The 26,171-nt window shown below is 68.2% G+C and carries 20 protein-coding genes; 8 read left to right on the top strand and 12 right to left on the bottom strand.

The window, feature by feature from the left end; all coding sequences use genetic code 11:
- Entirely contained in the window at positions 1-516 is a 516-nt protein-coding gene (locus EIK80_RS17370; RefSeq protein WP_233586797.1) for a mechanosensitive ion channel family protein, read from the top strand.
- A gap of 56 nt (positions 517-572) precedes the next feature.
- On the opposite strand, the gene EIK80_RS17365 is transcribed toward EIK80_RS17370, so the two are convergent.
- Positions 573-1,601: a YeiH family protein gene (locus tag EIK80_RS17365; protein ID WP_125158252.1), complete on the bottom strand. Its 1,029-nt coding sequence runs from the start codon at positions 1,599-1,601 to the stop codon at positions 573-575.
- 74 nt (positions 1,602-1,675) lie between these two features.
- On the opposite strand from EIK80_RS17365, the gene EIK80_RS17360 reads away from it, so the two are divergent.
- Complete coding sequence (locus EIK80_RS17360) at positions 1,676-2,605, top strand: LysR family transcriptional regulator (RefSeq protein ID WP_125158251.1); 930 nt, start codon at positions 1,676-1,678, stop codon at positions 2,603-2,605.
- 39 nt (positions 2,606-2,644) lie between these two features.
- Here EIK80_RS17360 and EIK80_RS17355 read toward each other — a convergent pair whose 3' ends face one another.
- Positions 2,645-3,406, bottom strand: a complete 762-nt coding sequence (locus EIK80_RS17355) for a sulfite exporter TauE/SafE family protein (protein WP_370450235.1) — start codon at positions 3,404-3,406, stop codon at positions 2,645-2,647.
- Positions 3,407-3,498: 92 nt separating this feature from the next.
- Here EIK80_RS17355 and EIK80_RS17350 point away from each other — a divergent pair, with 92 nt between their 5' ends.
- The 5 genes from EIK80_RS17350 to EIK80_RS17330 all read left to right on the top strand — a co-directional run bounded on the left by EIK80_RS17350 (position 3,499) and on the right by EIK80_RS17330 (position 10,760).
- Positions 3,499-4,443 carry an MBL fold metallo-hydrolase gene (locus EIK80_RS17350; protein ID WP_125158249.1) on the top strand — a complete coding sequence of 315 codons (945 nt, stop codon included), beginning with the start codon at positions 3,499-3,501 and terminating at the stop codon, positions 4,441-4,443.
- An 8-nt stretch (positions 4,444-4,451) separates the two neighbouring features.
- Positions 4,452-5,204, top strand: coding sequence for a hypothetical protein (locus tag EIK80_RS17345; protein ID WP_125158248.1), 753 nt, complete (start codon positions 4,452-4,454; stop codon positions 5,202-5,204).
- A 190-nt stretch (positions 5,205-5,394) separates the two neighbouring features.
- The gene (locus EIK80_RS17340; protein ID WP_199743525.1) at positions 5,395-7,161 is read left to right on the top strand and encodes a chloride channel protein; all 1,767 of its coding nucleotides are present in this window, start codon (positions 5,395-5,397) and stop codon (positions 7,159-7,161) included.
- Positions 7,162-7,728: 567 nt separating this feature from the next.
- Entirely contained in the window at positions 7,729-9,144 is a 1,416-nt protein-coding gene (locus tag EIK80_RS17335; protein ID WP_125158247.1) for a DUF2254 domain-containing protein, read from the top strand.
- Between the two features lie 188 nt (positions 9,145-9,332).
- Positions 9,333-10,760 carry a Do family serine endopeptidase gene (locus EIK80_RS17330; protein ID WP_125158246.1) on the top strand — a complete coding sequence of 476 codons (1,428 nt, stop codon included), beginning with the start codon at positions 9,333-9,335 and terminating at the stop codon, positions 10,758-10,760.
- A 245-nt stretch (positions 10,761-11,005) separates the two neighbouring features.
- Here EIK80_RS17330 and EIK80_RS17325 read toward each other — a convergent pair whose 3' ends face one another.
- The gene (locus EIK80_RS17325) at positions 11,006-12,082 is read right to left on the bottom strand and encodes a PLP-dependent cysteine synthase family protein (RefSeq protein WP_125158245.1); all 1,077 of its coding nucleotides are present in this window, start codon (positions 12,080-12,082) and stop codon (positions 11,006-11,008) included.
- A 599-nt stretch (positions 12,083-12,681) separates the two neighbouring features.
- Here EIK80_RS17325 and EIK80_RS17320 point away from each other — a divergent pair.
- Positions 12,682-13,326, top strand: a complete 645-nt coding sequence (locus EIK80_RS17320; protein ID WP_125158244.1) for an RNA polymerase sigma factor — start codon at positions 12,682-12,684, stop codon at positions 13,324-13,326.
- Positions 13,327-13,354: 28 nt separating this feature from the next.
- Here EIK80_RS17320 and EIK80_RS17315 read toward each other — a convergent pair whose 3' ends face one another.
- The 9 genes from EIK80_RS17315 to EIK80_RS17275 form a co-directional block, all read right to left on the bottom strand.
- On the bottom strand, positions 13,355-14,080 hold the full coding sequence (locus EIK80_RS17315) for an amino acid ABC transporter ATP-binding protein (protein WP_199743529.1): 726 nt from the start codon (positions 14,078-14,080) through the stop codon (positions 13,355-13,357).
- A gap of 8 nt (positions 14,081-14,088) precedes the next feature.
- A complete protein-coding gene (locus EIK80_RS17310) occupies positions 14,089-15,138 on the bottom strand; it encodes an amino acid ABC transporter permease (protein WP_158624725.1) in 1,050 nt (349 codons plus the stop codon).
- The gene (locus EIK80_RS17305; RefSeq protein WP_158624724.1) at positions 15,135-16,247 is read right to left on the bottom strand and encodes an ABC transporter permease subunit; all 1,113 of its coding nucleotides are present in this window, start codon (positions 16,245-16,247) and stop codon (positions 15,135-15,137) included. The genes EIK80_RS17310 and EIK80_RS17305 overlap by 4 nt, the downstream gene beginning before the upstream one ends.
- Positions 16,248-16,267: 20 nt before the next feature.
- Positions 16,268-17,374 (bottom strand): amino acid ABC transporter substrate-binding protein, encoded by a 1,107-nt coding sequence (locus tag EIK80_RS17300; protein ID WP_233586762.1) that lies wholly within the window; start codon positions 17,372-17,374, stop codon positions 16,268-16,270.
- Positions 17,358-18,650: an amidohydrolase family protein gene (locus EIK80_RS17295; RefSeq protein ID WP_125158240.1), complete on the bottom strand. Its 1,293-nt coding sequence runs from the start codon at positions 18,648-18,650 to the stop codon at positions 17,358-17,360. The genes EIK80_RS17300 and EIK80_RS17295 overlap by 17 nt, the downstream gene beginning before the upstream one ends.
- Positions 18,647-20,110, bottom strand: a complete 1,464-nt coding sequence (locus EIK80_RS17290; RefSeq protein WP_199743524.1) for an amidohydrolase — start codon at positions 20,108-20,110, stop codon at positions 18,647-18,649. The genes EIK80_RS17295 and EIK80_RS17290 overlap by 4 nt, the downstream gene beginning before the upstream one ends.
- 208 nt (positions 20,111-20,318) lie before the next feature.
- Complete coding sequence (locus EIK80_RS17285) at positions 20,319-23,402, bottom strand: TonB-dependent receptor domain-containing protein (RefSeq protein WP_125158238.1); 3,084 nt, start codon at positions 23,400-23,402, stop codon at positions 20,319-20,321.
- Positions 23,403-23,707: 305 nt separating this feature from the next.
- Positions 23,708-25,498 (bottom strand): amidohydrolase family protein, encoded by a 1,791-nt coding sequence (locus tag EIK80_RS17280; protein ID WP_125158237.1) that lies wholly within the window; start codon positions 25,496-25,498, stop codon positions 23,708-23,710.
- Positions 25,499-25,641: 143 nt separating this feature from the next.
- Complete coding sequence (locus EIK80_RS17275) at positions 25,642-26,115, bottom strand: Lrp/AsnC family transcriptional regulator (RefSeq protein ID WP_233586759.1); 474 nt, start codon at positions 26,113-26,115, stop codon at positions 25,642-25,644.
- Positions 26,116-26,171: the final 56 nt, after the last annotated feature.

Here is a 26,171-nt window from a genome sequence, read left to right as displayed (position 1 = left end):
GTGGAGGACATTGTCTCGGTCGGCGACATCATCCGCATCGGCGACAGCGGCGGGCTGGTCGAGCAGATGACTCTGCGCACCATCCGCCTGCGGGACTTCGACGGCACGGTGCACGTGTTTCCCTACAGCGAGGCCCAGGTTCTGCATAACCTGACCAAGAGCTTCTCCTACTATGTGTTCGATCTGCAGGTGTCCTATAGATCCGACCTGGACGCCGCCCTGGCGATCATGAAGCGGGTCGGCGCTCGCCTGAAATCCGATCCCGACTTCGCCGACAAGATCCTCGAACCCATCGAGGTTGTCGGCGTCGACAGCCTCGCCGATAGCGGCGTGGTGCTGAAGGCGCGGATCAAGACCCGGCCGCTGCAGCAATGGAATGTCGGGCGCGAATATAATCGCCGCATCAAGCTGGCCTTCGACGAGGCCGGGGTGGAGATTCCCTTCCCGCACCTGCAGGTGGTGCTGCCCGAACGTCAGGTCGCGGAGTTGGCGCGCGCGCCCGCCACGGCCAGTTGAACCTCTGGATGGCGGCCGGTCGCGCGGCTCAACTGGGGGCGCGCGGCCCTTCTCGATCAGACGATATTGACGATCTTGACCATCGCGACGGCCATCAGCGTCAGGACCGCCAGCGAGGCCGTGACGACGAACACCACGCGCGGGCCGGCGGCGCGAAGATCGCGTAGATCCACGCCCAGGCCCAACGCCGCCATCGCCAGGATCGTCAGCCCAAGGCTGACCTCGTGGGCGCGAGCCGTCAGGCCCGAGGGCAGCAACCCGGCGGAGTTGAGGCCGGCCAAGGCCAGAAAGCCCAGGATGAACGGTGGCAGCAGGTGCGCGGGGCTCAACCCGGGCCTCGCCAAGTCGGTCCTCTGGTTTTCGCGGGCCATCACGATCGACAGGACCGTGACCACCGGGCCTAACATCAGAACGCGGACAAGCTTGACCAGGGTCCCCAACTGCACGGCGACCCGCCCCAACGGCGCAGCGGCGGCCAAGACCTGCGGAACCGCATAGACCGTCAGTCCGGCCAAGGCTCCGCCCGCCGCCGGAGCAAAGCCCAGGGCATGGGCCAGAATTGGCAAGGCGATGACCACGGCCACGCCAAGAACGGCGGTGAAGGCGATGGCGGTGGCGACATCTTCGTCCTCGGCTGCGATAACCGGGGCGACGGCGGCGATCGCCGAATTGCCGCAGATCGCGTTTCCGCACGCGACCAAGGTGGCCATTTTGACCGGCAGCCCCATCGCGCGCCCGATCAGGAAGCTCGTCGCGATCGCCAGGACCACGGTGGCGACGATCGCGAGCACCAGAGGCGCGCCCACCGAAGAGAGGGTCTTGAAACTGACCGCCGCTCCCATCAGGGCGACGGCCAGCTCCAGAAGGGTCTTGGCGGCGAAGTGAATGCCGGGCGCGGCGCGGCGCGAGGCCCCACAGCACGTGCGCACCACCGCGCCGATCAAGATCGCCAGGACCAGAGCCTCCAGCCAGGCTCGGCCGGACAAGCGAACCTCAATTCTCTCCAGCATGAGGGCGCCCGCGGCGACGAGGCCGCTGAGCAGGAGACCGGGAACAAGGGACTTGGCTTGGCGCGAGATGAGCATGGCCGAAACCTCGGCGCTTGGCGATCAAAACTCCAATCGATTGATTTTTGAAATAGCATAAGTAATAGTTATGCATGACCTTGGAGCAGCTTCGGATCTTCGTTACCGCCGGCGAGATGCTCAGCATGACCCGCGCGGCCGAACGGCTGCATCTGTCGCAGCCGGCCGTCAGCGCGGCCATCGCCACACTTGAAGAACGTTACGCCTCGCGGCTTTTCGACCGGGTCGGCCGGCGCCTGGAGCTCACCGAGGCGGGCCGCCTGTTCCTGCCGCAGGCCTCCGCGGTTCTCGAACAGGCCGCGCATGCCCGTCAGTTGCTTGACGACCTGTCAGGCCTGGCGCGCGGCGAGGTGCGGATCGCCGCGAGCCAGACGGTGGCCAGCTTCTGGCTGCCGCCCCGTATGGCCAAGTTCGCGACACAGGCGCCCAACATTCAATTGAGCCTGACGGTCGGCAACTCCGCCCAGGCCGCCGCCATGGTCTTGCAGGGCCAGGCCGACCTGGCCTTCGTCGAAGGCGACATCGAAGAGGCCTTGCTCCGCGGCGAGGAGGTTGGCGGCGATCGGATCGGTCTCTTTGTCTCGCCGGATCATCCGTTGGTCGAGCGGCCGCCGACCCGAGAGGATCTCGAAGCCGCCATGTGGGTGATGCGCGACCAGGGCTCGGGAACCCGGGACCACCTGACCGCGGGGCTGGCCCAGTCCGGCGTTCGGCCAGATCGCCTCCGAATCTGCCTGGAATTGCCGTCCAACGAGGCGGCTCTGGAAGCGGTCGAGCAAACCGAACTGGTGACGGCCGTCTCCGAGTTGGCGGCCGCGCATCGGCTACGTGCGGGCGCGATCGCACAACTGCCTTGGCCGTTACCCCCTCGGCGCTTCAAGAGACTGACGCATCGAGCGCGCTCGACCAGTCGGGCGGTGGCCGCCTTCATCGTCGCGCTGCAACCCCAGCCGGCGGCGCTGGTGGGGCCAGACGAGGTCAGATCGACCTCCAATGACGCCTGAGCTCGTCTGAGCGCCGGCGCGATCACGCTCTCCCGGCGCTCAGCCGCGCAGAGCATTCCAGGCGACATAGGCCGCGACCGCCAGCACCAGGCTGGCGAACAGCCTGCGCGCCGGCAGGGCGTGGGCCGCCAGCAGGGCCGCGCCCCGCACGCCAACGGCGCCGCCCGCCAGGCCGCCCAGGATGAAAAGCCCCGCGACGGGCCAGTTGATCAGGCCCGAGGCGGCGTAGTTCAGGGAAGTGGCCGCGCCAAACAGCGACACCGACAGCAACGAAGAGGCCGTGGCGTTGGCCAAGGTCATGCCCGTCGCCGCCATCAGCCCTGGCACGATCAGAAATCCCCCGCCGATCCCGAAGAACCCGGCGGCCAGCCCCGTCAGCAGGCCCAGCGGCGTCAGCTTCAGCATCAGGCCAGGCGTTATATGGACCAGGGGATCGCCCTGAGACTTGGGGCGACGCATCATCGACAGCGCGATCGCCGCCATCGCCAAGGCGAACCCCAGCAGCAGCCGCTGACCATCGATCGCCTTGGCCAGGGTCGAGCCCAGGAACGAACCGATCAGGCCCGCGCCGGCGAACACGCTCGCGCAGGGCCATTTGACCCGCCCTCCCCGGCCATGACCCACCAGGTTGAGACCGGCGTTGACCGCCACCGCCGCGGCCGAGGTGCCGATGGCCACGTGCGGATCACGGATGCCGACGACATAGAGCAAGAGCGGCGTCGCCAGCACCGAGCCGCCGCCGCCGAACAGGCCCAGCAGCGCGCCGACGAGCGCGCCGCTCAGCAGTGCCGATACGATCATGAACAAGGACATGTGCGCCAACTCGACGAGACTTGTATATTCATATATTCGCATATAAATGGTTTGTCGATACCGGAGCCCGGAGGTCCTTAATGCCCCAACCGATTTCGCCGCCCGACACCGCCTTGGCCGAGGCGACCTCGATCATCGAACAGGCGCTGGGCGCGCCCGCTTCGCGGCCGCAGGTGCGAGCCTTCTTCGACGAGGCGACCTTCACGGTCAGCTATGTCGTTCGTGATCCCGCCTCGTCGACGTGCGCCATTATCGACAGCGTCTTGGACTATGATCCCGCGTCGGGCCGCACGGCGCACGACTCAGCCGACGCCGTGATCGCCTATGTCCGCGACCAAGGGCTGGAGGTCGCCTGGCAGTTGGAGACCCACGCCCACGCCGACCATCTGTCGGCCGCCCCTTTTCTGCAGAACGCCTTGGGCGGCCGCCTGGCGATCGGGGAGAAGATCGTCCAAGTTCAGGAGACGTTCGGAGACCTGTTCAATGCGGGTCCGCGGTTCGCGCGCGATGGCCGCCAGTTCGACCACCTGTTCCACGACGGAGAGCGCTTTTCGATCGGAGCGCTGCAAGGCCTGGCCCTGCATGTGCCAGGCCATACGCCCGCCTGCATGGCCTATGTGATCGGCGACGCCGTGTTCGTGGGCGACACCCTCTTCATGCCCGACTACGGGACAGCCCGCTGCGACTTCCCCGGCGGGGACGCGGCGACACTGTTTTCGTCCATCCAACGCCTGCTGGCGCTCCCCGACGCGACGCGGGTCTTCCTGTGCCATGACTACAAGGCCCCGGGCCGCGAGGTCTTCGCCTGGGAAACCACGATCGGCGCCCAGCGCCATAACAATGTCCATGTCCACGAGGGCGTCGCCCAGGCCGAGTTCGTGGCCCTGCGTGAGGCCCGTGACCGAACCCTGGACATGCCCCGGCTGATCCTGCCCTCGGTGCAGGTCAACATGCGCGGCGGCCACTTTCCCGAGCCGGAAGACAATGGCGTGCGCTATCTGAAGATCCCCCTCAACGCCGTGTGACCCGCGCCATGCCCAAACTTATCGCCCTGACCGCTGCGCTTCTCCTCGCCGCGCCAATGGCCGTCCAGGCCGAGCCGACCCGTGTCATGGTCCGAGCCCAGGCGCTCGACGCCAAGTTCATCGGCGATCATATGGGCGGGGTGGCGATCACGCTGAAGGACGCGCGCACCGGCGCGGTTCTGGCCAAGGGGCTGACCACGGGCGGTACGGGCGACACCCAGCGGATCATGCGCGCGCCCAGGACGCGCGGGAACGGCGTCACCGACGCAGCGACCGCCGGCTTCGAGGCGGTGCTGGATCTGAAGGCCCCGACCCTGGTGCGGGCAGAGGCCGAGGGTCCCATGGGCAAGCCGGGATCCGCGATCCGGGTCGCCTCCAGCCTCTGGATCATTCCGGGTCACGATGTCCTGGGCGACGGTTGGATCCTCACCTTCCCCGGGCTTGTGGTCGAACCAAGCGCCAGGACCGCGGCCGACGGTGAGGTGACTCTGACGGCGAAGGTCGCCCTGATGTGCGGCTGTCCCATCGAAAGCGGCGGTCTCTGGGACGCGGCCAACTATATAGTCCAGGCCCGATTGACACGGAAGGGCCGTCTCGCCGCCGACATACCTCTGGCCTTCACCGGCCGCACCGGCGAGTATGCTGCGACCACGCCGAAGCTCGCGCCGGGGCGCTATGTTCTGCGCGTGGTCGCCATGGACGCCAAGACGGCCAACGCCGGTATGTTCGAGCGGAAGATCACGGTGGGCGCGCGCCCATGACAATCGAGGCCTGACGATCGACGCCTCGACCGTCGGGCTCGGCCGCGCCCAATTGCTTGGTCGCGCCGTTCCTTACCCGGCTTGATTGACGAGGTCTTCTCGCACCGTCTAGGCAGTACGCCACTGGAACTTGCGCTGGCTACGGGTCCTGGCTTGGGTCTCGCCGATCCATCGTTTTCGCGAGCCCGTCATGCCCCTGCCGCTGTCCTTGCCTGCCCCCTCCACGGCCCGTTGGCTGGCATGGCTACGTCGGCGCACGCGGTCGAGCGAACTGTGGCTGATCGCGGTGGCTGTCCTGATCGGCGTCGCGGCGGGGGCTCTCGCGGTGTTGCAAGCCAAGCTCGCCCACGGCCTGCAAGGACTGTTGTTCGGCATCAATCTGGGTGAGCGCCTGAGCGCCCAGAGCGCCATAGCGCCCTGGCGCGTGCTGTCGATTCCGTTGGGCGGCCTGCTGCTTGGCCTGCTGACCTGGGCCTGGATGACCTACCGGCCGCGCCCGGCGGTCGACCCGGTCGAGGCCAACGCGTTGCATGGCGGACGCCTGTCCCTCAAGGACAGCGCCTTCATCTGCGTCCAGACCCTGATCTCCAACGGCTTTGGCGCCTCGGTGGGGCTCGAGGCGGCCTATGCGCAGGCCGGGGCGGCGGTCGCGTCATTCGCCGGCCAGAAGCTCAACCTGCGGCGCGCCGACATGCGCACCCTCGTGGGCGCGGGGGCCGGCGCGGCCATCGCCGCGGCGTTCGGCGCGCCCCTCACCGGCGCCTTCTACGCCTTCGAGATCGTCATCGGAGCCTACACGGTCGCCAATCTGGCGCCGGTCGCCGCCGCCGCCTTGGCTGCGGCCCTGGTGGCGAGTCGCATGGGCGCCATCCCCTACCTGCTGAAAACCACCACGCCGGCGGTTCAATCCTGGCTCGACTATGGCCTCTACGCGCTTTTGGGCCTGGTCTGCGCGGCGGCGGGGATCGGCTTGATGCGCCTGGTGGCCCTTGCCGAACGTGGCGTGGTCCGCATCGGTCTGCCGCGGGGATGGCGGCCCGCCGCGGGGGGCTTGGCGCTAGCGGGCCTGGCGATGATCACGCCCCAGATCCTGTCCTCCGGACACGGAGCGCTACATCTGGACCTGATCTCCGATCTTGGCCTCAAGACCCTGCTGATGCTCGTGGCCCTCAAGGCCCTGGCCTCGGTGCTGTCCTTGAGCTTTGGCTTTCGGGGCGGGCTCTTCTTCGCCTCGCTGTTTCTGGGCGCCCTGATCGGTCAGACGGTCTCGGCTCTATCGGTGGCGGCCCCCTGGCTGCCCGGACTTGATCCCACCGTCGCGGCCTTGGTCGGCATGGCGGCCTTGGCGGTGGCGGTGGTCGGGGGACCTTTCACCATGTCATTTCTCGTCCTTGAGGCGACGGGCGATTTCACGGTGACGGCCGCGGCGCTCGTGGCCTCGCTGATCGCCAGCACAATCGTGCGCGAAACCTTCGGCTATTCCTTCTCGACCTGGCGACTGCACCTGCGCGGCGAGACCATCCGCAGCGCTCATGACGTCAGCTGGCTGCGCCCCCTGACGGCGGGGCGGATGATGCGCAAGGACGTCCAGACCACGGCGTCGACAACGACCTTGGCCGAGTTTCGCCGCCGCTTTCCCCTGGGCTCGACACGGCGGGTGGTTATGATCGACGAGGCCGAACACTATGCCGGAGTGATCGTCACGGCCCTGGCCTACGCCGATCCGGGCGGCGACGAGCGACCGGTCTCGGTGCTGGCGGTCAATCCCGACGCGGCCCTGACGCCGGACCAGTCGATCAAGGAAGTGATGCGGGCGTTCGACAGCACAGAGGCCGATGAGCTGGCCGTGGTCGACGCCGAACGGCGGGTGATCGGCCTGGTGTCGGAGGCCCACGCCACGCGGCGCTACGCCGAGGAGCTCGAAAAGGTTCGGCGAGACCTGACCGGCGAAGCCTAGTTGTCGAAGCTATGAAGGTTGTTCACTCGGGGCGGTGCTGAGAGGCTGGGGTTGCGAAGCTCCAACATCTAGCGCGGAAGGCCCGGATGAACGTGCATGAGAATGCGCGGCTAACCCCAAGCCCTGATGATTAAGCGGATCGAACAGGGCTGGCCTTTGTCTCGCGCGGCCTCGGTCCGTTCATGCTCGCGCTGGGCCTCGCTCTCACGCCGGGCGCGTTCATTGGCTTGGAACACGTCAGGGCCGAAGCCATGGCCGCGAACTCGTCGCGCCGCGCCTTGCCGGGAATCTCGATTTCGCCTTTCGCCATCTGGCGCATGGCGCCCGTCTGCTCGCCAAGGGGCTTGAGGATACTGCCGCAGACCTGGCGGCAGACGAACAGGATCACCTGTCCCTCCCGCGAAGATGAGGGTCGGGGCCGAGCACGACCCGATCGAACCTCGGTCGCTCCCCAAAAGCTCCAAGCTCGCCCGAGGCGCGCCGGCCGACAGACCAGGCGTGCAGCATCTTGCCTTTCCAAGCGTTGCCTTCCTCGGCGCCGAGCCCGCTCGCCGAGGAGCCCGACCGATGAGATCCACCTTGCTCAAGCTGGCCGACGATCTGCAGGGCAGCTACTGGTTCTTGCCCTCGATCATGGTGCTGGCCGCCATCGCTCTGGCCGCCGGCATGATCTTCGCCGACACCCACGCCGTGTCAGGCTGGATGGACGGCTTGCCCTGGCTCTACGCTGCGCGCCCCAATGGCGCGCGACAGGTGTTGTCGGTGATCAGCAGTTCGATGATCACCGTGGCCGGGACGGTGTTTTCGGTGACCATCGCCGCGGTCGTTTACGCCTCGGGCCAGTATGGCCCCCGACTGCTCAGCAACTTCATGAGCGATCGAGGCAACCAGGTCACGCTGGGCACCTTCATCGCGACCTTCGTCTATTGTCTGCTGATCCTACGGACGATCCGCTCGGCCGACGAGGCGGGCGCCCAAGGCGGCTTCGTCCCCAACCTCGCCCTTCTGGTCGGCGTGGCCCTGGCGCTCTGCTCGATCGCTGTGCTGATCTTCTTCATTCATCACGTGCCGCGTCAGTTGCATATCAACCGGGTCGTCGAGGACGTGGGCGACCGCCTGCTCGCGGGCATCAGACGCCGCTATCCCGACTTCATCGGCGCCGCCGCTCCTGATCGAGCCGGCGACGACGAGCCGCCACCCATTCCCACCGCGTTCCGGCTGGACGCCAGCGCCGCAGACGCCGCCAACCGGGCCCTGATCGCCGCCCCGAGCACCGGCTACCTGCAGGTGGTGGAGGACGAGGCCTTGATGGCGTTCGCCCGTGAACACGACCTGGTGCTGCGGCTGCAGCATCAGCCGGGCGATTTCATCCAGGAAGGTCGCACGATCGTGGAGGCCTGGCCGCCGGAGCGCTACGATGAAGCCAGCGCCGCGTCGGTGACCAAAGCCTTCGCCGTCGGCTCCAGGCGCACGGCGCTGCAGGATCTGCGGTTTCTGATCGACGAACTCGTCGAGATCGCTGGCCGCGCCTTGTCGCCAGGCGTCAACGACCCGTTCACGGCCCTGACCTGCCTGGACTGGCTGGGGGCGGCCTGCTCTGATCTGGCGCGACGTCAATTGCCGCCCCCCCTCAGAATGGACGCCGATGGCGCGCTGCGGGTGATCACCCATCCCGTGACCTTCGAGACCTACATGGAGCGCGGCTTCGGAGCCCTGGCCCAATACTGCGCCGGGGACATGGTCGCCGCGCTCGGATTCATCCGGGCGCTCGGCGCGGTGTCGCTCGGCTGCGATGATCCCGGCCGGCTGAGACTCATCGGCGACCATGGCGAAAGGCTCGTGGATCTGGCGCGCCCCCGCCTGGCCGGGTTCAATCTCGAACAGGTGATCCTGCGGGCAGCCCAACTGCGGGCGGCCTTGGCCGAACCCGATTATAAGCGTCGCCTGCGCGACAGCGCGGCCTGGTTCGGGGGAACCGGCTAGCTTCCGCGAGAGTTACATCGCCTCACGATGTTTTTACGAGACAGGCCGCGCTTCGTGACCTATCCGGGGCGAGGCGTCTGGTCACCGGCATGGTCGGCGGCCTCTGGAAGCGGCCGAAGGCCTCCAAGCCCGCGGCCGGCCGGGACCGGCTCTGCCCCTCACCACCCTTGACGTTCAATGATCGAGTCATGAACCCATCAAAGAAGAGCACAGCCCTTTCCGCCGCCCTGATGGTCGTCCTGGCCGCCGCGCCGGTCCTTCCGCGCCAGGCCGCCGCGCAAATTCCGCCCGCCCAGCCCGCCGCCGCGCCTGGCAGTTTCGCCGATATCATCCAGCGCGTGGCCCCGGCGGTGGTGTCCATCGAAGCACGGCGGCCCGCGACGCCGCCGACCGACATCCCCCAAGGCTTCCCCGAACTTCCGTTTCCCTTCCGCTTTGGCGCCCCGGACGACGGGCGCAAGCTTCCCGACGCCAGGATCGCCGGCTCGGGGTTCTTCATCTCGGCCAGCGGCTATGTCGTCACCAACAATCACGTCATCGAGAACGCCACCAAGGTCAGCGTGCGCCTCAACGACGGCCGTGAGCTGGACGCGCGCGTCATTGGCCGGGACGCCTTGACCGACCTGGCCGTGCTCAAGGTCGAGGGCGACGGCTTCGCTCATGTCAGTTTCGAGGCCTCCGCCCGCCCGCGCGTCGGCGACTGGGTCATCGCGGTGGGCAACCCCTTTGGCCTGGGCGGCACGGCCACCTCGGGCATCGTGTCGGCGGACGGTCGCGACATTGGCGCAGCCTATGTCGACTACCTTCAGATCGACGCGCCGATCAATCGCGGTAATTCTGGCGGCCCGACCTTCGACATCTGGGGCCGGGTGATCGGGGTCAATACCGCGATCTTCTCGCCCTCCGGCGGCTCGGTCGGCATTGGCTTCGCCATACCCGCTGACCTGGCCGACCGGATCACCAAGCAGTTGATCGCCTCGGGAAGCATCACGCGCGGCTTCATCGGCGCGACGATCCAGGATCTCACCCCCGACATCGCCGAAAGTCTCGGCGCGCGGGGCCGCAAGGGGGCGCTGGTCGCGGAGGTGACGCCTGGTGGACCGGCCGACAAGGCCGGCGTCAAGGCGGGCGATGCGGTGTTGGCCCTGAACGGTCAGACCTTGGAGTCCAACGCCGATCTGACCCGTCGCGTGGGCCAGGCCCGACCGGGCGAGCGCCTCCGCCTGGACGTGTTGCGTGGAGGCCGTACGCTTCAGCTGGATCTCGTGGCCGGCCTGTGCCCCTCCGAGACCACGCCGGGACAGCCGTCCGCCAAGAGCGAGGCGGTGCTGGGCCTTTCGGTTCGACCGCTCGACCCGGACGCCCGGCGTCGCCTGGGGCTGCAGGCCGATTTCGGCGGCCTGTTGATCGAGCGGGTCGCGCCCGGGAGCGACGCGGCCGACAGAGGCTTGCGGGCCGGCGACGTCATCACCCGCGCGTCGGGCCGCAACCTGTCGAGCCAGGCGGACTTGCGAGCCGCCGTCGATGAAGCGCGCCAGCATGGTCGTCAGGCGGTGCTCCTGCGGATTCTACGCGAGGGTCGGCCCCTCTTCGTCCCCCTCACGATCTCGCCCTAGACTCCGAGGCGCTCCTCCCCGCCGAGGCATACGGGCCGCTGGCGCGACGCCGATCGCAACGCCTCACGAAGCGATACTTGTTGAGCGGTTTTTGGCGGCGGCGCGTCGGACTTCGCAAGGCCCGAGCGCCGCGGCCCAGCCTCGGGAGACATGATGCGCGCATCACCGTCGCTCCCTGGCTCTCCCGGCACGGCGGCCCTGGAAGACCTCGCCGAACCGGCGGACGGCGCCGCCGCCCTGCCCGCCTATAGCGCCCGCCATCCGACCAGTTCGACGTGCTGGCTCAAATACTCGGGTCGCATGGGCTCTTCCTGGGCCAGGGCGGTGGAGAGATAGCGGGCGTGATTGTCGCAAAGCACGGTCGCGACCCTGGCGTCGGGCCGGCCGCCCTCCAGAACCTTGATCGCGGCGATCAGGTTGGCGCCGCTTGAAATGCCCACGCCCAAACCCAGTTGCCGAGCGACCTTCTGAGCCATCAGAATGGCGTCGCCGTCATGCACGGCGATCACCGGCCCCAGTTCGTTGAGCTTGACGATGTCGGGAATGAACTCGTCGGAAACGCCCTGGATGCGGTGGGCCCCGACCTTGTGACCGGTGGAGAGGGTCGGCGACTCGGCCGGCTCGACCGGATGGACGCTGGCGGCCAGCCGCCGGTCGCGAAACAGCCGCGCGAACCCCATCACCGTTCCGCCGGTCCCCACGCCGGCGACGAAGGCGTCGGGCTCAAGGCCTTCGGCGGCCATCTGGGTCAGCAACTCTTCGGCCGTGCCGTGATAGTGCGCCCGCCAGTTGTCATCGTTGGCGAACTGGCGTGACAGGAACGCGCCCCTGGCGCTGGCGTAGGCCTCGGCCATGCGCACAGATCCGATGAAGCCGCCCTCGGCCTTGGACACCAAGCGGACGGTCGCGCCATGGCTGGTCAGCAGGGCGCGGCGCTCCAGGCTCATCCAGTCGGGCATGAAGATGGTCACCGGGTGACCGAGCGCCTGGCCGAGCGCGGCCAGGGCGATGCCGGCGTTGCCGCTGGTGGCCTCGACGATCTCCTGCCCCGGCGCCAGCTCGCGACGCTCGTAGGCCGCGCCAATGATGCTGCAGGCCATCCGGTCCTTGATGCTGCCGGTGAGGTTATAGAGCTCAGCCTTGGCGAAGACCGCCGCGGGTCGGCCCCGCCACAGCAGGTCGATCGCCAGTAGCGGCGTGCGCCCGACAAGACCCGACATGGCCGAAAGCGCGGCGATCGCCTGGTCGCAACCCCTTGCGGGCGCGTTCGGCGCCTTGGCGAAACGCCGCGTGTCGGCCGCGCCGATCGAACTGGCAAGCATGACAAGACCTTTGTTGTTGTCGTAGCGGAACGGCCCGCCTGAAAGCGTCAGGCTTGACCGGCCAGGCCGCGCCAAACCGGTACGGTCCGCCGCCCGCTACGGCCGCGACCCGAGCGCCCTGGCCTGGGCGCCGACGGCGCCAAATCAGCTTGGTGGGCAACGCTCATGCCAAGACCCTCGATCAAGGCCGCAGAACCTGCCTAGCGCCGCGCCAAATGTCTTCCCAAAATTTCCCAGGAAATGACCGAAACGCAATAGTTTTATCCCACAAGATCGACGCCAATAAGAACGAGACTTGAGGCATCGGTCGCAGCTCAAACGCCTGGCGGAACACAGCCAGACAGATTCCCACCCACAACCGACAAGCCCGAACAAAAACCCATACAGATCGGGAATATTGGAATTTTGTCCACCAGATGGAGTTTCTGGCGATCCAGTTTGGGATGACACCACAGCCGCCTCTATGAAACAGTTCAGTGACGAACAAGGTTCGCAGAGGCGTCAGCAAGACCGCAGGCCACGCCTCCGCGCCGAACAACAGATAAAGACAACTCTGAGATTAGTAAGACAATAGGTCGCGTGACTGGGGGCGTTACAACGTGTCGCAATCTGCTTCAGGGGCTCAGCTGGCGTCCGACTATATTTCCACGAGGGCCGCGCTCGACACTTTGCTCGTCAAGAGCCCCGCCGATTACTTTTGGCGCTATGTGCCGGAATTGAAGAGCTATCTGTCCAAGCGGCTCGACAGAGGCGAGATCGACGACGTCGTGCAGGACGTGATGCTGAAGCTTCATACCCGCGACGCCCGCTGGGACATCCGCTTTCCCAAGCGCTACTTCTATCAGGTGGTCCGCTCGACCCTGGTGGATCTCTACCGGCGCAACCGTTCGCGCTGCGTCCATCACCATTGCGAGCTGTCGCCCGAAACCCATCCTCGCGACGACCTTTCGCCGATCCGCATCCTGCAGGCGCGCGAGGAGGTGCGGGCGGCCCGGGCGGCCCTCGCGCTTCTGCCTCAGAGGACGCGCGAAATCTTCCTGGCCGTGCGCCTGGAGGGCCAGAGCCTCAAGCAGGTGGCCGCAAGCCACGGCATCTCCACCAGCGCCGTCGAAAAGCACATCACCCGGGCGCTCAACACACTGTCGGTCCAGCTCCACGACCGCGATGATCCGATCACGGATGGCTGGGGCGCGGGCGCCCGGGTGCGTCGCCTGGCCATGAGCGCGGCCCCAGCCCTAAGCTGATCGCCGCGCTGGACGACACCTCCAGAGACTAGGCGCGAAGCCGTCCCAGGAACGCGCGAGTGCGCGCCTCGCGCGGATCGGCGAAGAAGCTGGCGGGCGGGCCGGACTCGATGATCCGTCCCTGGTCCATGAAGATCACCCGATCAGCGACATCGCGGGCGAACTGCATCTCGTGGGTGACGACCATCATGGTCATGCCGGACTCGGCCAGGCCGCACATCACATCCAGCACCTCGCCGACCATTTCCGGATCCAGCGCCGAGGTCGGCTCGTCGAACAGCATGACCTTGGGCGCCATGGCCAGAGCCCGGGCGATCGCCGCGCGCTGCTGCTGGCCTCCCGACAGCTGGATCGGAAACTTCCGTGCATGATCGGCAATGCGCACACGCTCGAGCAGGGCCATCGCCTGGGTCTCGGCCTCGGCGCGCGCCAGGCCCGCCACGCGGATCGGCGCCAGGGTGCAGTTGTCCAGGATGCTCAGATGCGGAAAGAGGTTGAAGGCCTGAAACACCATGCCCGTCGCGCGGCGCGCGGCCGCCCCGGCCTGGCCGCGGGCGTCCAGGTCGTGGCCGTCGACCCGGATCGTCCCGCCCTGGTGAGGCTCCAGGCCATTGACCGTGCGGATCAGAGTCGACTTTCCCGAGCCGGATGGTCCCAGCACCACGATGCGCTCGCCTGACCGCACCGACAGGTCCACGCCGCGCAACACGTGTTGGTCGCCGTACCATTTCTGCAGGTCGGCGATCTCGATCATGGGCTGGCTCATGAGGGGGCTCCTTGGGCGCGCGCGGCCCGCCTTTCCAAGGCCGCCGACCAACGCGAGAGGCCGAAGCAGAGCAGCCAGAAGGTCAGGCCGACGAAGATGTAGGCCTCCGGCTCCAGCCCCTGCCAGGCGTAGTCGCTGACGGCGTTTCGCAGGACGCCGGTGATGTCGAGCACGCCGATCACATAGATCAGGCTGGTGTCCTTGAGCAGGCCGATGAAACTGTTGACCAGGGCCGGCGTCGCCGTGCGAAGCGCCTGGGGCAGCACGACAAAGACCAGGACCTGCCAGCCCTTCAGGCCAAGGGCGCGCGCGGCCTCGCGTTGCCCCTGGGGCACGGCCATCAGCCCGCCCCGCACGGCTTCGGCCATGTAGGCGGCCTCGAAAAAGGTGATGGCGACGATCGCGCGGGTCAACTTGTCGAGGCTCCACTGGGGCGGAATGAGCAGCGGAACGAGTACGGCGGCGGCGAACAGCACCACGATCAGAGGCGCGGCTCGCACCGCCTCGACATAGGCGCTGGCCAGGATGCGGATGACTGGCAAGGTGCTGCGTCGGGCTAGGCTCAGGAGGATGCCGATCGGCAGGGCGAAGATGGCGCTGACCGCGCCCACGATCAGGTTCAGCGCCAAGCCGCCCCAATAGGCGCTGGGCACGCTGGGCAGAATGCCGGCTCCGCCCATCAAGGCCAGGCAAGCCAGCGCGCCGACGGGCGCGGTGAGCATGGTCAGCCCCGCCCGGCGCCGCCAGGCCAGGGGAGCCAGGCCCACGGCCAGCATCGCCACGGCCAGGCCCACACGCCAGCCATGACCGGCCGGATAGAAGCCCAGAAGGATCTGCGGCGCGCGGGCGGTGATCATCGCCCAGCAGGCGCCGGCGGGACCGCAGGCGGCCCGGCTTTGCCCGACCCAGGTCGCATCCCAGAAAAGCCACCGCAGCGCCGGCGCGACGAGAACAAGCGCCGCCAGGGCCACGGCGAGCCCCACCGCCCAGGCGGTCCATGACCGGCGCGCGCGCGTCGGGAGGCTCGGAAAGGCACAGGCGCTCATCGCACCGCCCATCGCGCCTGACGCGCGGCCCACAGATTGATCAGCCCGCTCAGCGACAGGCTCAGGACCAGATAGAAGCCCAGGATCATGCTTAGAGTCTCGACCGCCTGGCCGGTCTGGTTGAGGACGGTGCCGCCGAACAGCGCCACCAGATCCGGATAACCGACGACGATCGCCAGCGAGGCGTTCTTGGCCAGGTTCAGATACTGGCTGGCCAGGGGCGGAGCGGCCACGCGCAAGGCCTGGGGCAAGGTCACCCAGCGCAGAGCCTGGATCGGCGACAGGCCCAGCGCCTGGGCGGCCTCGACCTGGCCGGCGTCCACCGCCGCCAGCCCGCCGCGGACGACCTCGGCGATGTAGCCGCCGCTATAGAGCGACAGCGCCGCGACCAGGGCCAGCAGCGGCGGGGAAAGGACGCTACCGCCGACGAAACCAAAGCCCTGCGGGCGCGGGAGATTCAGGCCCGATACCGAGAGCACCAGCCCAAGTCCGCAAAATCCGAGCCAGCTGATGCTCAGCGCCATGGCGACGCGGCGCGTGGGCGCGGCGCGCCAGATCCCGACCAGCGCGGCCAGGGCCAGGCCGGCGCCGGCCAAGGCCGTCCCAGAACCCCAGCGCCACTCGATACGCGGCAGATAGAGCCCACGATTGCTGACAAAGCCCAGGCCGCCAAGCTCGATGGCCTCGCGCGGCGGCGGAGCCATGGCCAGGAGGCTGTAGAGCACCAGCAGCAGGATCGGCAGCGGCATGTTGCGAGTCAGCTCGACATAGGCCCGCGCCAGGCCGCGCATCCATGGCGCGCGAGCCCGCAAGGCCACGCCGAATCCGACGCCCAGGGCGGTGGCGAACAGGCCGGCCAGGGCGGTCACCCTCAAGGTGTTGACCATGCCGACGGCGAAGACCCGCGCATTGCTGGCGCGCGGCGAATAGGGGATGGCGGACTCGGCGATGTCGAACCCGGCGGCCCGGTTCAGGAAGTCGAAGCCCGAGGCCAGGCCGCTGGCGCGCAGGTTGGCCGCGCCGGTGCGCGCGGCCATGACCAGGACGAGGCCAAGGCCGACCAGAGCCAGGGCTTGCCAGGCCCAACCCGCCAGGCGCGCAGGGGTCATGAGAGAAACGGGCGGTCGGCTCATCGCATCGGCGGTGCGTAGATCAGGCCAGCCGGCTGGGCGCTCCAAAGGCCGTTGAGGCCGCGTTCGATCTTCAAGGGCGTGGCCGCGCCAAGATTACGATCGAAGACCTCGCCGTAATTGCCGACCTGCTTGATCAGTTGGTAGGCGAAGTCGTCGGACAGGCCGATCATCGCCCCATAGCCGGGCTCGGCGCCGAGCAGGCGGCGGATCTCGGGATTGTCGGCATGCTGTCGCTGAGCGTCGACATTGGCCGAGGTCACGCCCAGTTCCTCGGCCAGGATCATGGCGTTGAGTGTCCAGCGCACGACATTGCCCCAGCCGTCATCGCCCTGGCGGACGACCGGCCCCAAGGGCTCCTTGGAGATCACCTCGGGCAGGATCAGGTGGTCATCGGGCCTGGCCAGGGTGGCGCGGGCGGCGGCGAGGTTGGAGAGGTCGGCGGTGTAGACGTCGCACTGCTCGCGACCGTAGGCGGCGCGGGCCTTGTCTTCGGTGTCGAAGACCACCGGCTCGTAGGTGAGCTTGTGGGCGCGGAAATAATCGGTGAGGTTCAGCTCGCTGGTCGAGCCGGTCTGGATGCAGACACGCGCGCCGTTGAGCTGGGCCGCGTGCGTCACCCCCAGCGCCCTGCGCACCATGAAGGCCTGGCCGTCGTAGTAGTTGACGCCGGCGAAGTCGAACTTGGCGTCGCGCGAGAAGGTCGCCGAGGTGTTGCGCCACAGGACGTCCGCCTCCCCGGCCTGCAGCACCGTCAGGCGCTCGGTCGAGGAGGTCGGCACGAAGCGCGCGGCGTCGGCGCGGCCGAAGATGGCCGCGGCCGTCGCCCGGCAGAAGTCGGTGTCGAACCCCCGCCAGCGGCCGGTGTTGTCGGCATAGGCGAAGCCGATCAGGCCTTGCTGGACGCCGCAGACCAGATAGCCGCGAGCCCGGACGGCGGCCAGGGTCCGCCCCTGCCCGGCCCCGGCCGCGCCGAGGACCGCCGGCGCGCCCTCGACCCCGACCGCCTTGGGCGGCGGGCCATCGACGGCGCTGCCGGGATCGCCGCAGGCGGTGAGCAGGCTCAAGGCCGCGCAGACGGCGAAAGCTCTAGCGCGACGCGCCATCGCCGGTCTCGTAGCGGTCGCGCAGGTCGAGGGCGCGCGAGCGCAGGGGCTGGACGATCCCATCGATATAGATCGCGGTGGGCAGGGTGCGCGGCTCCAGAGGATCGCCGTCCCAGACGACCAGGTCGGCCACGCGGCCCGGCTGGAGCGAGCCCAGCTGATCGGCCAGGCCGAAGATCCGCGCCGGAGCCACGGTGATGGCCTCCAGGGCCGCGCCGTACGGGAGGCCCTGCGCGACCGCCGAGCCGGCCTCATAGCGCAGTTCGCGCACGCGGTGGGCCGGATCGGGGCTGACGATGGCGATCTCGACGCCCGCCGCGCGCAACCGCGCGGCGTTTTCCAGGCTGGCCCCGACGATCTCGAAGTTGCGCGGCAGGTCGGCGGTGGCGTTGAGGATCACCGGGACCTTGGCGGCGGCGATGTCGGCGGCGACGCGCCAGCCTTCCTCGGCGCCGTTCAGGATGACGCGAAGACGCTGCTCGCGCGCGAAGGCCAGGACCTGCCGAATGTCGGACGCGCGATGGACCGTCACCAGCAAAGGCTCGCGTCCCTCGACCACGGGGATCAGGGCTTCGAGATCCTCCCGCGAAAGAGCCAGGGCCCGGGTCTCGCCGCGGTCATAGGCGGCGCGGTTTTGCTTGTAGAAGCGCACCTCGTCGAGCCGCGCGCGCAGCAGGCCGATTTCGGCGCCGCGCGAGCCGCCAGCCCCGTTCTCGCCGAACGACATCGCCACCGCCAGGCGCGGCTTGAAAAGGAGGTCTCCCGCCAGGCGGATGGCGAAGGCCTGACCGGCGAACAGGGATCCGCCGCCGTCATCGCCGCCGCCACCCTCGCCGTCCCCGCCCGGGGCGGGCACGACGATCGCCCGGGTCACTCCGCCCAGGCGGGCGATCGGGACCAGGGTCGTTTCCGGGTTGAGGCCGTACTGCGGCTCGAAGGCCGCGCCGAGTTCGGACGAGGCGCTCTTGGCGTCGTCCGTGCCCTTGACCGAATTGACCTCGCGCACGCCCAGCACGGTGTTGGCGGCGAAGAGACCTGGCGTGACCACCGCGCCCTTGGCGTCGATGATGGTCGCCCCGGCAGGCGGGGTCAGGTTGGCGCCCACCGCGACGATCTTGCCGTCACGCATGATGACCGCGCCGTCGGCGATCTCGCCGGCGGGCCCCATGGTCAGGAGGCGGGCGTGGACAATGGCGGTGGCCGGTCCAGCCAGGGCCGGCGCGGCGATCGCCGCGCCGGCCAGAAGCCCGGCCAGGAAGGTGCTGAAGGGCTTCATTGGGTGAGATCTCCGCGGTTCTGGCCCAGCTCGAAATCGGAGGGGCGCCGCGGCGCCTTGCGGTCGAACTGAAGGACGCCGTCGATGAACACCTGGTCGGCGACGGCGTAGATGCTCAAGGGGTCGGCGCTCCACAGGACGATGTCGGCCATCTTGCCGGGCTCCAGAGAGCCGGTGCGGTCGGCCACGCCCATGATCTTGGCCGAGTTGAGCGTGATCCACTGGATGGCTTCGGCGTCGGGAATGTCGATGCCGGCGCGACGGCCCGCCGCCTGGGCCACGGCGGCCTCGCGGTTGAGGCGCTGGATGATGTTGGGGTCGTCCGAATGCAGGGAGACGCACACCCCGGCCTTGGTCAGCAGGGCCGCGTTTTCCTCGATGCCGTCATAGGCCTCCATCTTGAAGCCCCAGCGGCCCGACCAGACGGCCGCGCAGATGTGCTCGCGGGCCAGCAGGGGCGCAATCTTGTAGGCCTCGACCGCGTGGTGGAAGGCGGTGATGTGGTAGCCGAACTCGTGCGAGACATCGATCAGATTGGCCATCTCGTCGGCGCGGTAGCAATGGTTCTGCACCAGCAGATCGCCGTCCAGGGCGCCCGAAAGGGTCTCCAGGGTCAGGTCACGCTTGGGCGGGTCGCCCCCCTCCCCCTTCGCAGCCTTCTTGTCGTAGGCGCTCCAGCGCTTGCCGTAGTCGGCCGCCTCGATCCAGCCGCGGCGATAGCCGGCGACATTGCCCATACGGGTGGCGGGGGTGCGGCCGCGCGCGCCATAGCGGCCCTTGGGGTTTTCGCCGCAGGCCATCTTCAGGCCGTACGGCGCGCCGGGAAACTTCATGCCCTGGACGGTGACGGCCGGAACATTCTTGAGGGCGACCGAGCGGCCGCCAAACAGGTTGGCCGAGCCGGGCAGGATCAGCAGGCTCGTCACCCCGCCGGCCCGCGCGCGTTCGAAGCCGGCGTCCTGGGGCCAGACGCTATGTTCCGCCCAGACGTAGCCGGTGTTGGGATCGATATTCTCGTTGACGTCGATCTGGCCGGTGACGGCCGGTGCGGGAAAGACGCCGAGGTGAGAGTGCGCGTCGATCAGACCCGGCGTGACCCAGCGCCCCTTCGCGTCGATCACCTTGGCCCCGGGCGGCGGGGCCGCGCTCTGGCCGACCGCAACGATCTTGCCCGCGTCGAACACCACCATGCCGCCGAGGATCTTCTGGCCGGTCCCGGTGTAGATATTGGCGTTGACGATCGCCACCAGACCCGAAGCCGGAGGGGCGTAGGTGCTGGGATAGGGATCGCGGGCCGGGACCAGCCCCTTGGGCGGCGGGGCGGCCGGACGCGGGGCGGCGGCGGGGGCTTGCGACTTGGGCGCGGCGGCGCAGGCCGTCAGCAGCAGGACCGCAGAAGCGGCGAGCCAGGGCGCGCGGCGACGCGCCTGGACGTCCCGGACGGGTCTGGATTGTTGCAACACGAGGGTCTCCTGAACCTGTCCGGCTCCAACCGGGCCGGCGGCCAACGCGGGAAAAAGCGGTCCCCGCCGGGCGCTTCTGGGCAGAAAGCGCCCGGCGGGTCGGTGCGGTCATGCGCTCCGCACGCCCCCTGGGGAGAAAGCGTCCTGTCCAGAGCGCGCCCGACGAGCCTGAGGGCCCGCCGAGGCGTCATGATCCGCCTCGAACCTAGAAGGACTTGCTGAGGCTGAAGTACCAGTAGCGGGCGTAGGGTTGGTACACCGCGCCCAGATAGCCGTAGGTCCCCGACGACAGCGGCGGGTTCTCGTCGGTGATGTTGTTGACCCCGAGCCGCAGCTTGGCGCCGTCGAACCGACCGCTGGCGACCGTCCACTGGCCATAGAGGTTGCCGGTGACCTGCGACTCCACCTGCCAGGGCGTGCCGTCGGCAGCCAACAGGCTCGTATCGTCCATCGACGAGATGTATTTGGTGAAGGCCCCGACGGTCAGTTGCTCGTAGCGCCAGGTCAGCGAGGCCGAGACCTTGGTCTTGGGCGTGCCGTTCTGGCGGAGCAGATCGCCGCCGCCGGTGATCGAGGTCCCCGCGTTGATCTTGCCGGCCTGACGGGCGGCGAGCAGTTCGGCGATCTCGGCCGAAGGCTGGCGGTAGAACTTGTTGAAGTGGGCGACATTGATGTCGGCGTCGAAATCCCCGAACCGCGTTCCGTGCAGACGCCAGTTCAGGCTGACGTCCAGGCCCCGAACATCCTGCGGGTTGAGGTTCTGGTACTGGTCCTTGACGTAGGTGACCTGTCCGACGGGGGCGAGGCCCGTGCCGTTGGTGCGGGCGATATCGTCGGCGGTCGGCGCCAGGCGGATCACGTTGGGGTTGCTCGATCCCTGGACCCGCAGCAGGTAGTCGAGGATCAGGGCGTTGCCCTCGCCGAACACCCCGATGATGCCGTTCTGCTTGGTGTCCCAGACATCGACGGTCAGGGTGAAACGGCCCAGCTCCGACGGAATGAACTTCGGCTGCAGCACGAGGCCGATCGACTGGCTTTCGGAGGTTTCGGCCTTCAGATCGGGATTGCCGGCGCGTTGGGCGGTGGCGACGATCGAGGCCGAGCAGGCGCTGAAGGTGCTGATCCGGCCGGCCCGCAGGTCGGCTTCGCAGAAGATGTAGTCGGTGCGGGTGTTGCCGCGGGTGACGATCGCGGAATTGACCTGCAGCAGGTTCGGCGCGCGGAAGCCCTTGGAGTAAGAGCCGCGGACGCGAAGCCCGTCGACCAGGTCCCAGGCCAGGGCCACCTTCGGCTTGGCCACGTCGCCAAAGTCGCTGTAGTGCTCGTAGCGGCCAGCCAGCTGCATCTCGACATTGCGCACCAGCGGCACGTTCATGTCGGGCGAGATGATCGGCACGGCCAGTTCGGCATAAGCCGAGGCGACCTTGCGCGACCCTTTGGAGTCGGGGGTCGGGCTGACGCCGAAAAGGTCGGACGTCTGGACTTCGCCGGTCACCGCATCCGTGAACTTGATGGAGCCGTCGACGCGGGCGTCGCGGTTGTCGCTGATCGTCTCGCGGCGCAGTTCGACACCGGCTGCCAGGCCAAGGTCGCCGGCCGGCAGAGCGATCAGATCGGCCTTGGAGACCTTGAAGTCCCACTGGGCCAGGGTCGAGCGGCCCTTCAGGTAGGTCTTGACGCGGATGGCGTCGAGCGCGGCCTTGCTGCTGGGAGTGGTGTCGGCGCCGGTCGGGTTGCTGACGCTACCGCCGTTGAAGGGGTTGTAGGCGTCGGGAGTCGACAGGGCCAACTGCTTTTGCAGGGCCGTGGAGCTGACGCCGTCCTGGACGTCGGTTACGCCAGCCTCGGTGTAGAGCAGCGCGCTGTCCCAGCGGAAGCCATAGGCATCGCCCTTCAGCCCGCCCAGGACGCGGACCTGCTTGCCCTTGACGTCGACATTGGTCGGACCCAGGTCGCCAAACCGGTAGTTGGTCAGGGTCACCGCGCGGCCGGAGGCGGGAATATTCAGGTTGGCCAGGCGATTGGGATTGACCGTGCCGTCGGCGAAGGTGGTCGGGCCGAAGGGGTTCCAATAGTTGGAGGTCGGGACCGTGATCTTGGTCGAGCCGATGGTGAAGACCGAGTCCTGAACGCTGTGGGTCTTGGAGAAGTAGTAGCCCAGCTCACCATAGGCGGTGACGTTGTCGGTCAGCTCATAGCGCCAGGTCGAGAACAGGTTCGTCCGGCGCAGCTTGGGCATGACCGACAGGCCATAGGTCGCCTGACCGTCCGAGCGGGTGTCGCGCGCGGCCCCCGAGGTGGCGCGCGTGCCCGTGCCGATGCAGATGCCGTTGGCCAGGACCGAGGCGCAGGAGCCGTCGGCGGTGGGCTGGATATGGAAGACGCCGGCGGCGGTCGTCAGATTGGTCGTGCCTTGGCGGACCGCGCCGGTCTGGCCGACCACGGTCAGATCGGCCCAGGGGCTGAGGGTGCTGCGACGATCCAGGGTGTTGGAGCCGGCGAAGCTGGTGTCGGCGAAAAGCGGGCGCTTGTCACCGCTGGCGGTGTAGTCGAGATCGGTCGACTTCAGGGCGCTACGATAGGCGTATTCGCCCGACAGGGTGATGTTGCCGCGGCCTTCCTTGAAATTGTGGCCAATGGCGAAGTTGAGATTGAAGTCGCGCAGCCCCGTGCCCTCGGCGCCGCCATAGCGCACACTGACGGTTCCGCCGTCCAGATCGTCGCGAAGGACCGTGTTGAGCACCCCGGCCACAGCGTCCGCGCCATAGAGGGCCGCGGCCCCGTCGCGCAGCACCTCAAGACGCTGGATGCCCGACACCGGCAGGGTGTTGGAATTGGTGGTCAGGACGGGGGCGAGGTTGGAGTCGGCCTGGGTGCCCGGCCAGGTGGCGACGCGCCGGCCATTGAGCAGGACCAGGGTGTTGCCCACGCCCAGGTCGCGCAGGTTGATCGAACCGACGTCGCCGCGCGCGAAGTTGCTGCTGGTGGCGCCGTTGGTGCTGTTGAACGTGACATTGCCCATCTGCGGCACAGAGCGCAGCAGGTCATCGCCCGAGACCGCGCCGGTGGTGGCGATCTGGGCGGCGTCAACCACCGTGACCGGCACGGCGGCGGTGACCTTGGAGCCGGCGATCTGGCTGCCGACGACGATCACTTCCTCGACCGTGGCCGAGTCCTGCTCGGCGGGCGGCGTGGCTTGGGTCTGAGCGTGGGCCGCGGCCGCGCCCAGAAAGGCGGCCGCGCTGGCCATCAGAATCGTCCGCATACGGCGGGTTGTGTGCTGGTTCATCTTGACCCCCTCTGGTCCTTGGCTTCGCCGCCGGCAGGCTTGCGCCGTTCTCGATCGACAGGCTCTGAGACGTAAGCCGCCGCCGCTGCCCCATCTGGATCGGGCGATTAAATCGCCCTCACGGATGTTGCCTGGAGGCTGGGCGCCCATCGCCCGAGAACCGGGCGCCGGCCGGCTCACAACCCCCACTAATCTGATAGGATTTTATGGGCGCGGCAGTTTTTGGCGGGACGGCGCCAGGGAAACTGAGCCTATGGCGGCTTGACCTGACCCTGCGCTCGCGCTGGCCTGGTCGTCGCCGCGCGTCAGTAGAAGCTGACGTTGTCGATCTCGATCCAGAGCTTCTCGCCGCCCTTGCGCGCGCCCATGAACTCAACCTCGGTCAGGTTGGTCCCAGTCCACCCGTCCGCGCCGCGCGCGACCTTGAGGGCCGAGAACGGTATCTCGACAACGCGCCAGTCCGCCCCGGCCTCGAACGGCGCGGACCAGCGCCCGGAGACGGTGGTGACGCCTAACGCGTAGACACCGTCGCCGCGCGCCTCGAAGCGCACGCCCTTGAAGGCGTTGGCGTCGACCGGCTGGATGGAACCGCGGGTCAAGGGGATGATCACCCCGGCGCTGGGCTTGGCCTTCATCGCCATGCGCGCAGCGATCGACAGTGCGCGTCCTTGCGAGCCTCGCGAGATAACCTGGCTGATTTCGACGGAGCGATCCATGCCGCCGTCGGGATCGTCGGTGCGCAGGGTGTCCAGGCTCGAGCGGCCATCGGCGCGCTCGAAGTCGTCGATCAGGGCCTTGGCCGGGATGGCTGGCATGCTGGTGGCGGCGTTGGCGCTCATCGGCGGAGCGCCTGGGCCAAAGACGAGCTTGCCGTCGATCAGGACGCGGTCGGTCTTGCGCACGTCGGCGATGTTCGTCCAGGGCTCGCCCTTGATCAGCACCAGATCGGCGCGCTTGCCCGGCTCGATGGTGCCGCGATCAGCCTGCAGGTTCATCAGCTTGGCGCTGGCGGCGGTGCCGGCGACGAGGGCTTGGCTGGGGGTAAGGCCCGCACGAACCAGCAGTTCCATTTCGTGCAGGGTGGCTTGGCCGTGCGGAGCGCCAGGCATGCCCGCGTCCGTGCCCAGGCCAAGGCTCACTCCCGCGTCGTGGAGGCGCTTGGCGTTGGCTAGGGCGTAGTCAAACTTGCGAAAGCTCTGGCGGTTCTTCGGGTCGGCCGGATCGCGCGCCGGTCCGCCGGGCTTGACCGGCTCATAAACCGCCAGGGTCGGAGTGTCGGCCGTGCCGCCGGCCTTGATCGCCGCCAGCGCCTCGTCGTCGAGCAAGCGATCCTGCAGGCTGTGGGTGATGACGTCGACGCCCGCGCGCCCCGCTACCGCCCCGCGCTCGACGGTCACGGTGTGGGTGAAGACCTTCAGATTGGCCTTATGGGCTTCTTCGACCAGCGCGCTCAGCGTCCAGCCGTCCATGCTGGTGTTGTCGGGCGAGGCGCCATAGCGCCAGCCGTCGGTGAAGGCCTTGATCAGGTCGGGCTTGTAAGGCGCCAGGGACTGAATCGCGGCCCGGGCCGCCTCGGGGGTGTTGACCCATTTGGTGGTGGCCGTATCGGCCCAGTCGGCGCCGTGACCGCCAGGGGTGCTGACGCGCGCGGCGAAATTGACGTGCGGCGCGACCAGGGTCGAGAGCCACTGGCGGCGGGGCGCGAACGACTCCGGCGCGGCGTTGAAGTCATTGACCGTGGTCACCCCGGCCGAGACGTAAGCCGTGGCGATCTGCGGGGTGGTCGCTGGAACGCCGCCACCGGTCCAATGGGTGTGGAGATCGAAGAAGCCCGGCAGGAGGGCCTCGCCCTTGGCGTCGATCACACGGGCCCCGCGCGGAACCTTGACGGTCGGCCCGACCTCGGCGATGCGCCCATCGCGGATGATGACCGTGGCCTTGCGGGGCGCGGCGCCCGTCGCGTCGAAGACCGTCGCCCCGACGATGGCGATCGCCGCCGCGGGCCGCTCAGCCGCCTGGGCCGCCTGCAAGGCCAGAACCGAGGCCGAAACCGCGGCCGCCACCCGCCACGCCCGGCCATAGTGTTTGTTCGCCATCGCTCTGTGCTCGCTGCTCGTTCAACCGGCGCCCCGGCGCTAGTTCTCTAAGACGCAGCCCGCTGTCGCCGCCCCATCGGAAAACTCAAGGTCGGACAACTTTTTTTGAGGGCGACGTCGAGCCCCCTCAAACGACAAGTCCGTCAGAGCGCGATCGGCACCGAGGTGGTGAACTTCATTTCCTCCATGGCGAAGGCCGAGCTGATATCGAGCAGACGCACGGCCTTGATCAGGCGCCGGTAGACGCCGTCATAGGCGGCGATGTCCTTGACGCGAAGCTTGAGCAGATAGTCGACCTCGCCGCTCATCCGATAGAACTCCACCACTTCGGGAATGGTGCGCACCGCGCCGGCGAACGCGGCCAGCCACTCGTCGCTGTGTTCGGCGGCGCGGACGGTGACGAAGACCACCATCGCCGAGCCGAGCTTTACGGGATCGACCAGCGCCACCCGTTTGAGGATATAGCCTTCGTCCTCGAGCCGCTTGAGGCGCCGCCAGCAGGCGTTCTGGGAGAGGGAGACCGCCTCGGCCAGTTCGTTGACGGTCAGCGAGGCGTCTTCCTGGACGATCTCCAGAATGCGCCGGTCGATGCGGTCCAATCCGCCGCCCGTGGCCAAATCAAATTCTCCCAATCCACCGCCGCTCAACCAAACCATCTTGCAACTTTGATGAC

It is taken from the genome of Caulobacter sp. 602-1 (assembly GCF_003931565.1).
Taxonomy (GTDB): domain Bacteria; phylum Pseudomonadota; class Alphaproteobacteria; order Caulobacterales; family Caulobacteraceae; genus Caulobacter.
The sequence above is the reverse complement of the archived record's forward strand: the minus strand, read 5'-3'. Positions and strand labels throughout refer to the sequence as shown.

Bases quoted from the DNA above. Each gene is read 5' to 3' on its own strand.
- EIK80_RS17350 (WP_125158249.1), top strand. From the start codon at position 3,499: ATGCCCCAACCGATTTCGCCGCCCGACACCGCCTTGGCCGAGGCGACC.
- EIK80_RS17330 (WP_125158246.1), top strand. From the start codon at position 9,333: ATGAACCCATCAAAGAAGAGCACAGCCCTTTCCGCCGCCCTGATGGTC.
- EIK80_RS17305 (WP_158624724.1), bottom strand. From the start codon at position 16,247: ATGACCCCTGCGCGCCTGGCGGGTTGGGCCTGGCAAGCCCTGGCTCTG.
- EIK80_RS17280 (WP_125158237.1), bottom strand. From the start codon at position 25,498: ATGGCGAACAAACACTATGGCCGGGCGTGGCGGGTGGCGGCCGCGGTT.
- EIK80_RS17345 (WP_125158248.1), top strand. From the start codon at position 4,452: ATGCCCAAACTTATCGCCCTGACCGCTGCGCTTCTCCTCGCCGCGCCA.
- EIK80_RS17300 (WP_233586762.1), bottom strand. From the start codon at position 17,374: ATGGCGCGTCGCGCTAGAGCTTTCGCCGTCTGCGCGGCCTTGAGCCTG.
- EIK80_RS17355 (WP_370450235.1), bottom strand. From the start codon at position 3,406: ATGATCGTATCGGCACTGCTGAGCGGCGCGCTCGTCGGCGCGCTGCTG.
- EIK80_RS17295 (WP_125158240.1), bottom strand. From the start codon at position 18,650: ATGAAGCCCTTCAGCACCTTCCTGGCCGGGCTTCTGGCCGGCGCGGCG.
- EIK80_RS17335 (WP_125158247.1), top strand. From the start codon at position 7,729: ATGAGATCCACCTTGCTCAAGCTGGCCGACGATCTGCAGGGCAGCTAC.
- EIK80_RS17365 (WP_125158252.1), bottom strand. From the start codon at position 1,601: ATGCTCATCTCGCGCCAAGCCAAGTCCCTTGTTCCCGGTCTCCTGCTC.
- EIK80_RS17315 (WP_199743529.1), bottom strand. From the start codon at position 14,080: ATGATCGAGATCGCCGACCTGCAGAAATGGTACGGCGACCAACACGTG.
- EIK80_RS17285 (WP_125158238.1), bottom strand. From the start codon at position 23,402: ATGAACCAGCACACAACCCGCCGTATGCGGACGATTCTGATGGCCAGC.
- EIK80_RS17310 (WP_158624725.1), bottom strand. From the start codon at position 15,138: ATGAGCGCCTGTGCCTTTCCGAGCCTCCCGACGCGCGCGCGCCGGTCA.
- EIK80_RS17325 (WP_125158245.1), bottom strand. From the start codon at position 12,082: ATGCTTGCCAGTTCGATCGGCGCGGCCGACACGCGGCGTTTCGCCAAG.
- EIK80_RS17360 (WP_125158251.1), top strand. From the start codon at position 1,676: ATGACCTTGGAGCAGCTTCGGATCTTCGTTACCGCCGGCGAGATGCTC.
- EIK80_RS17340 (WP_199743525.1), top strand. From the start codon at position 5,395: ATGCCCCTGCCGCTGTCCTTGCCTGCCCCCTCCACGGCCCGTTGGCTG.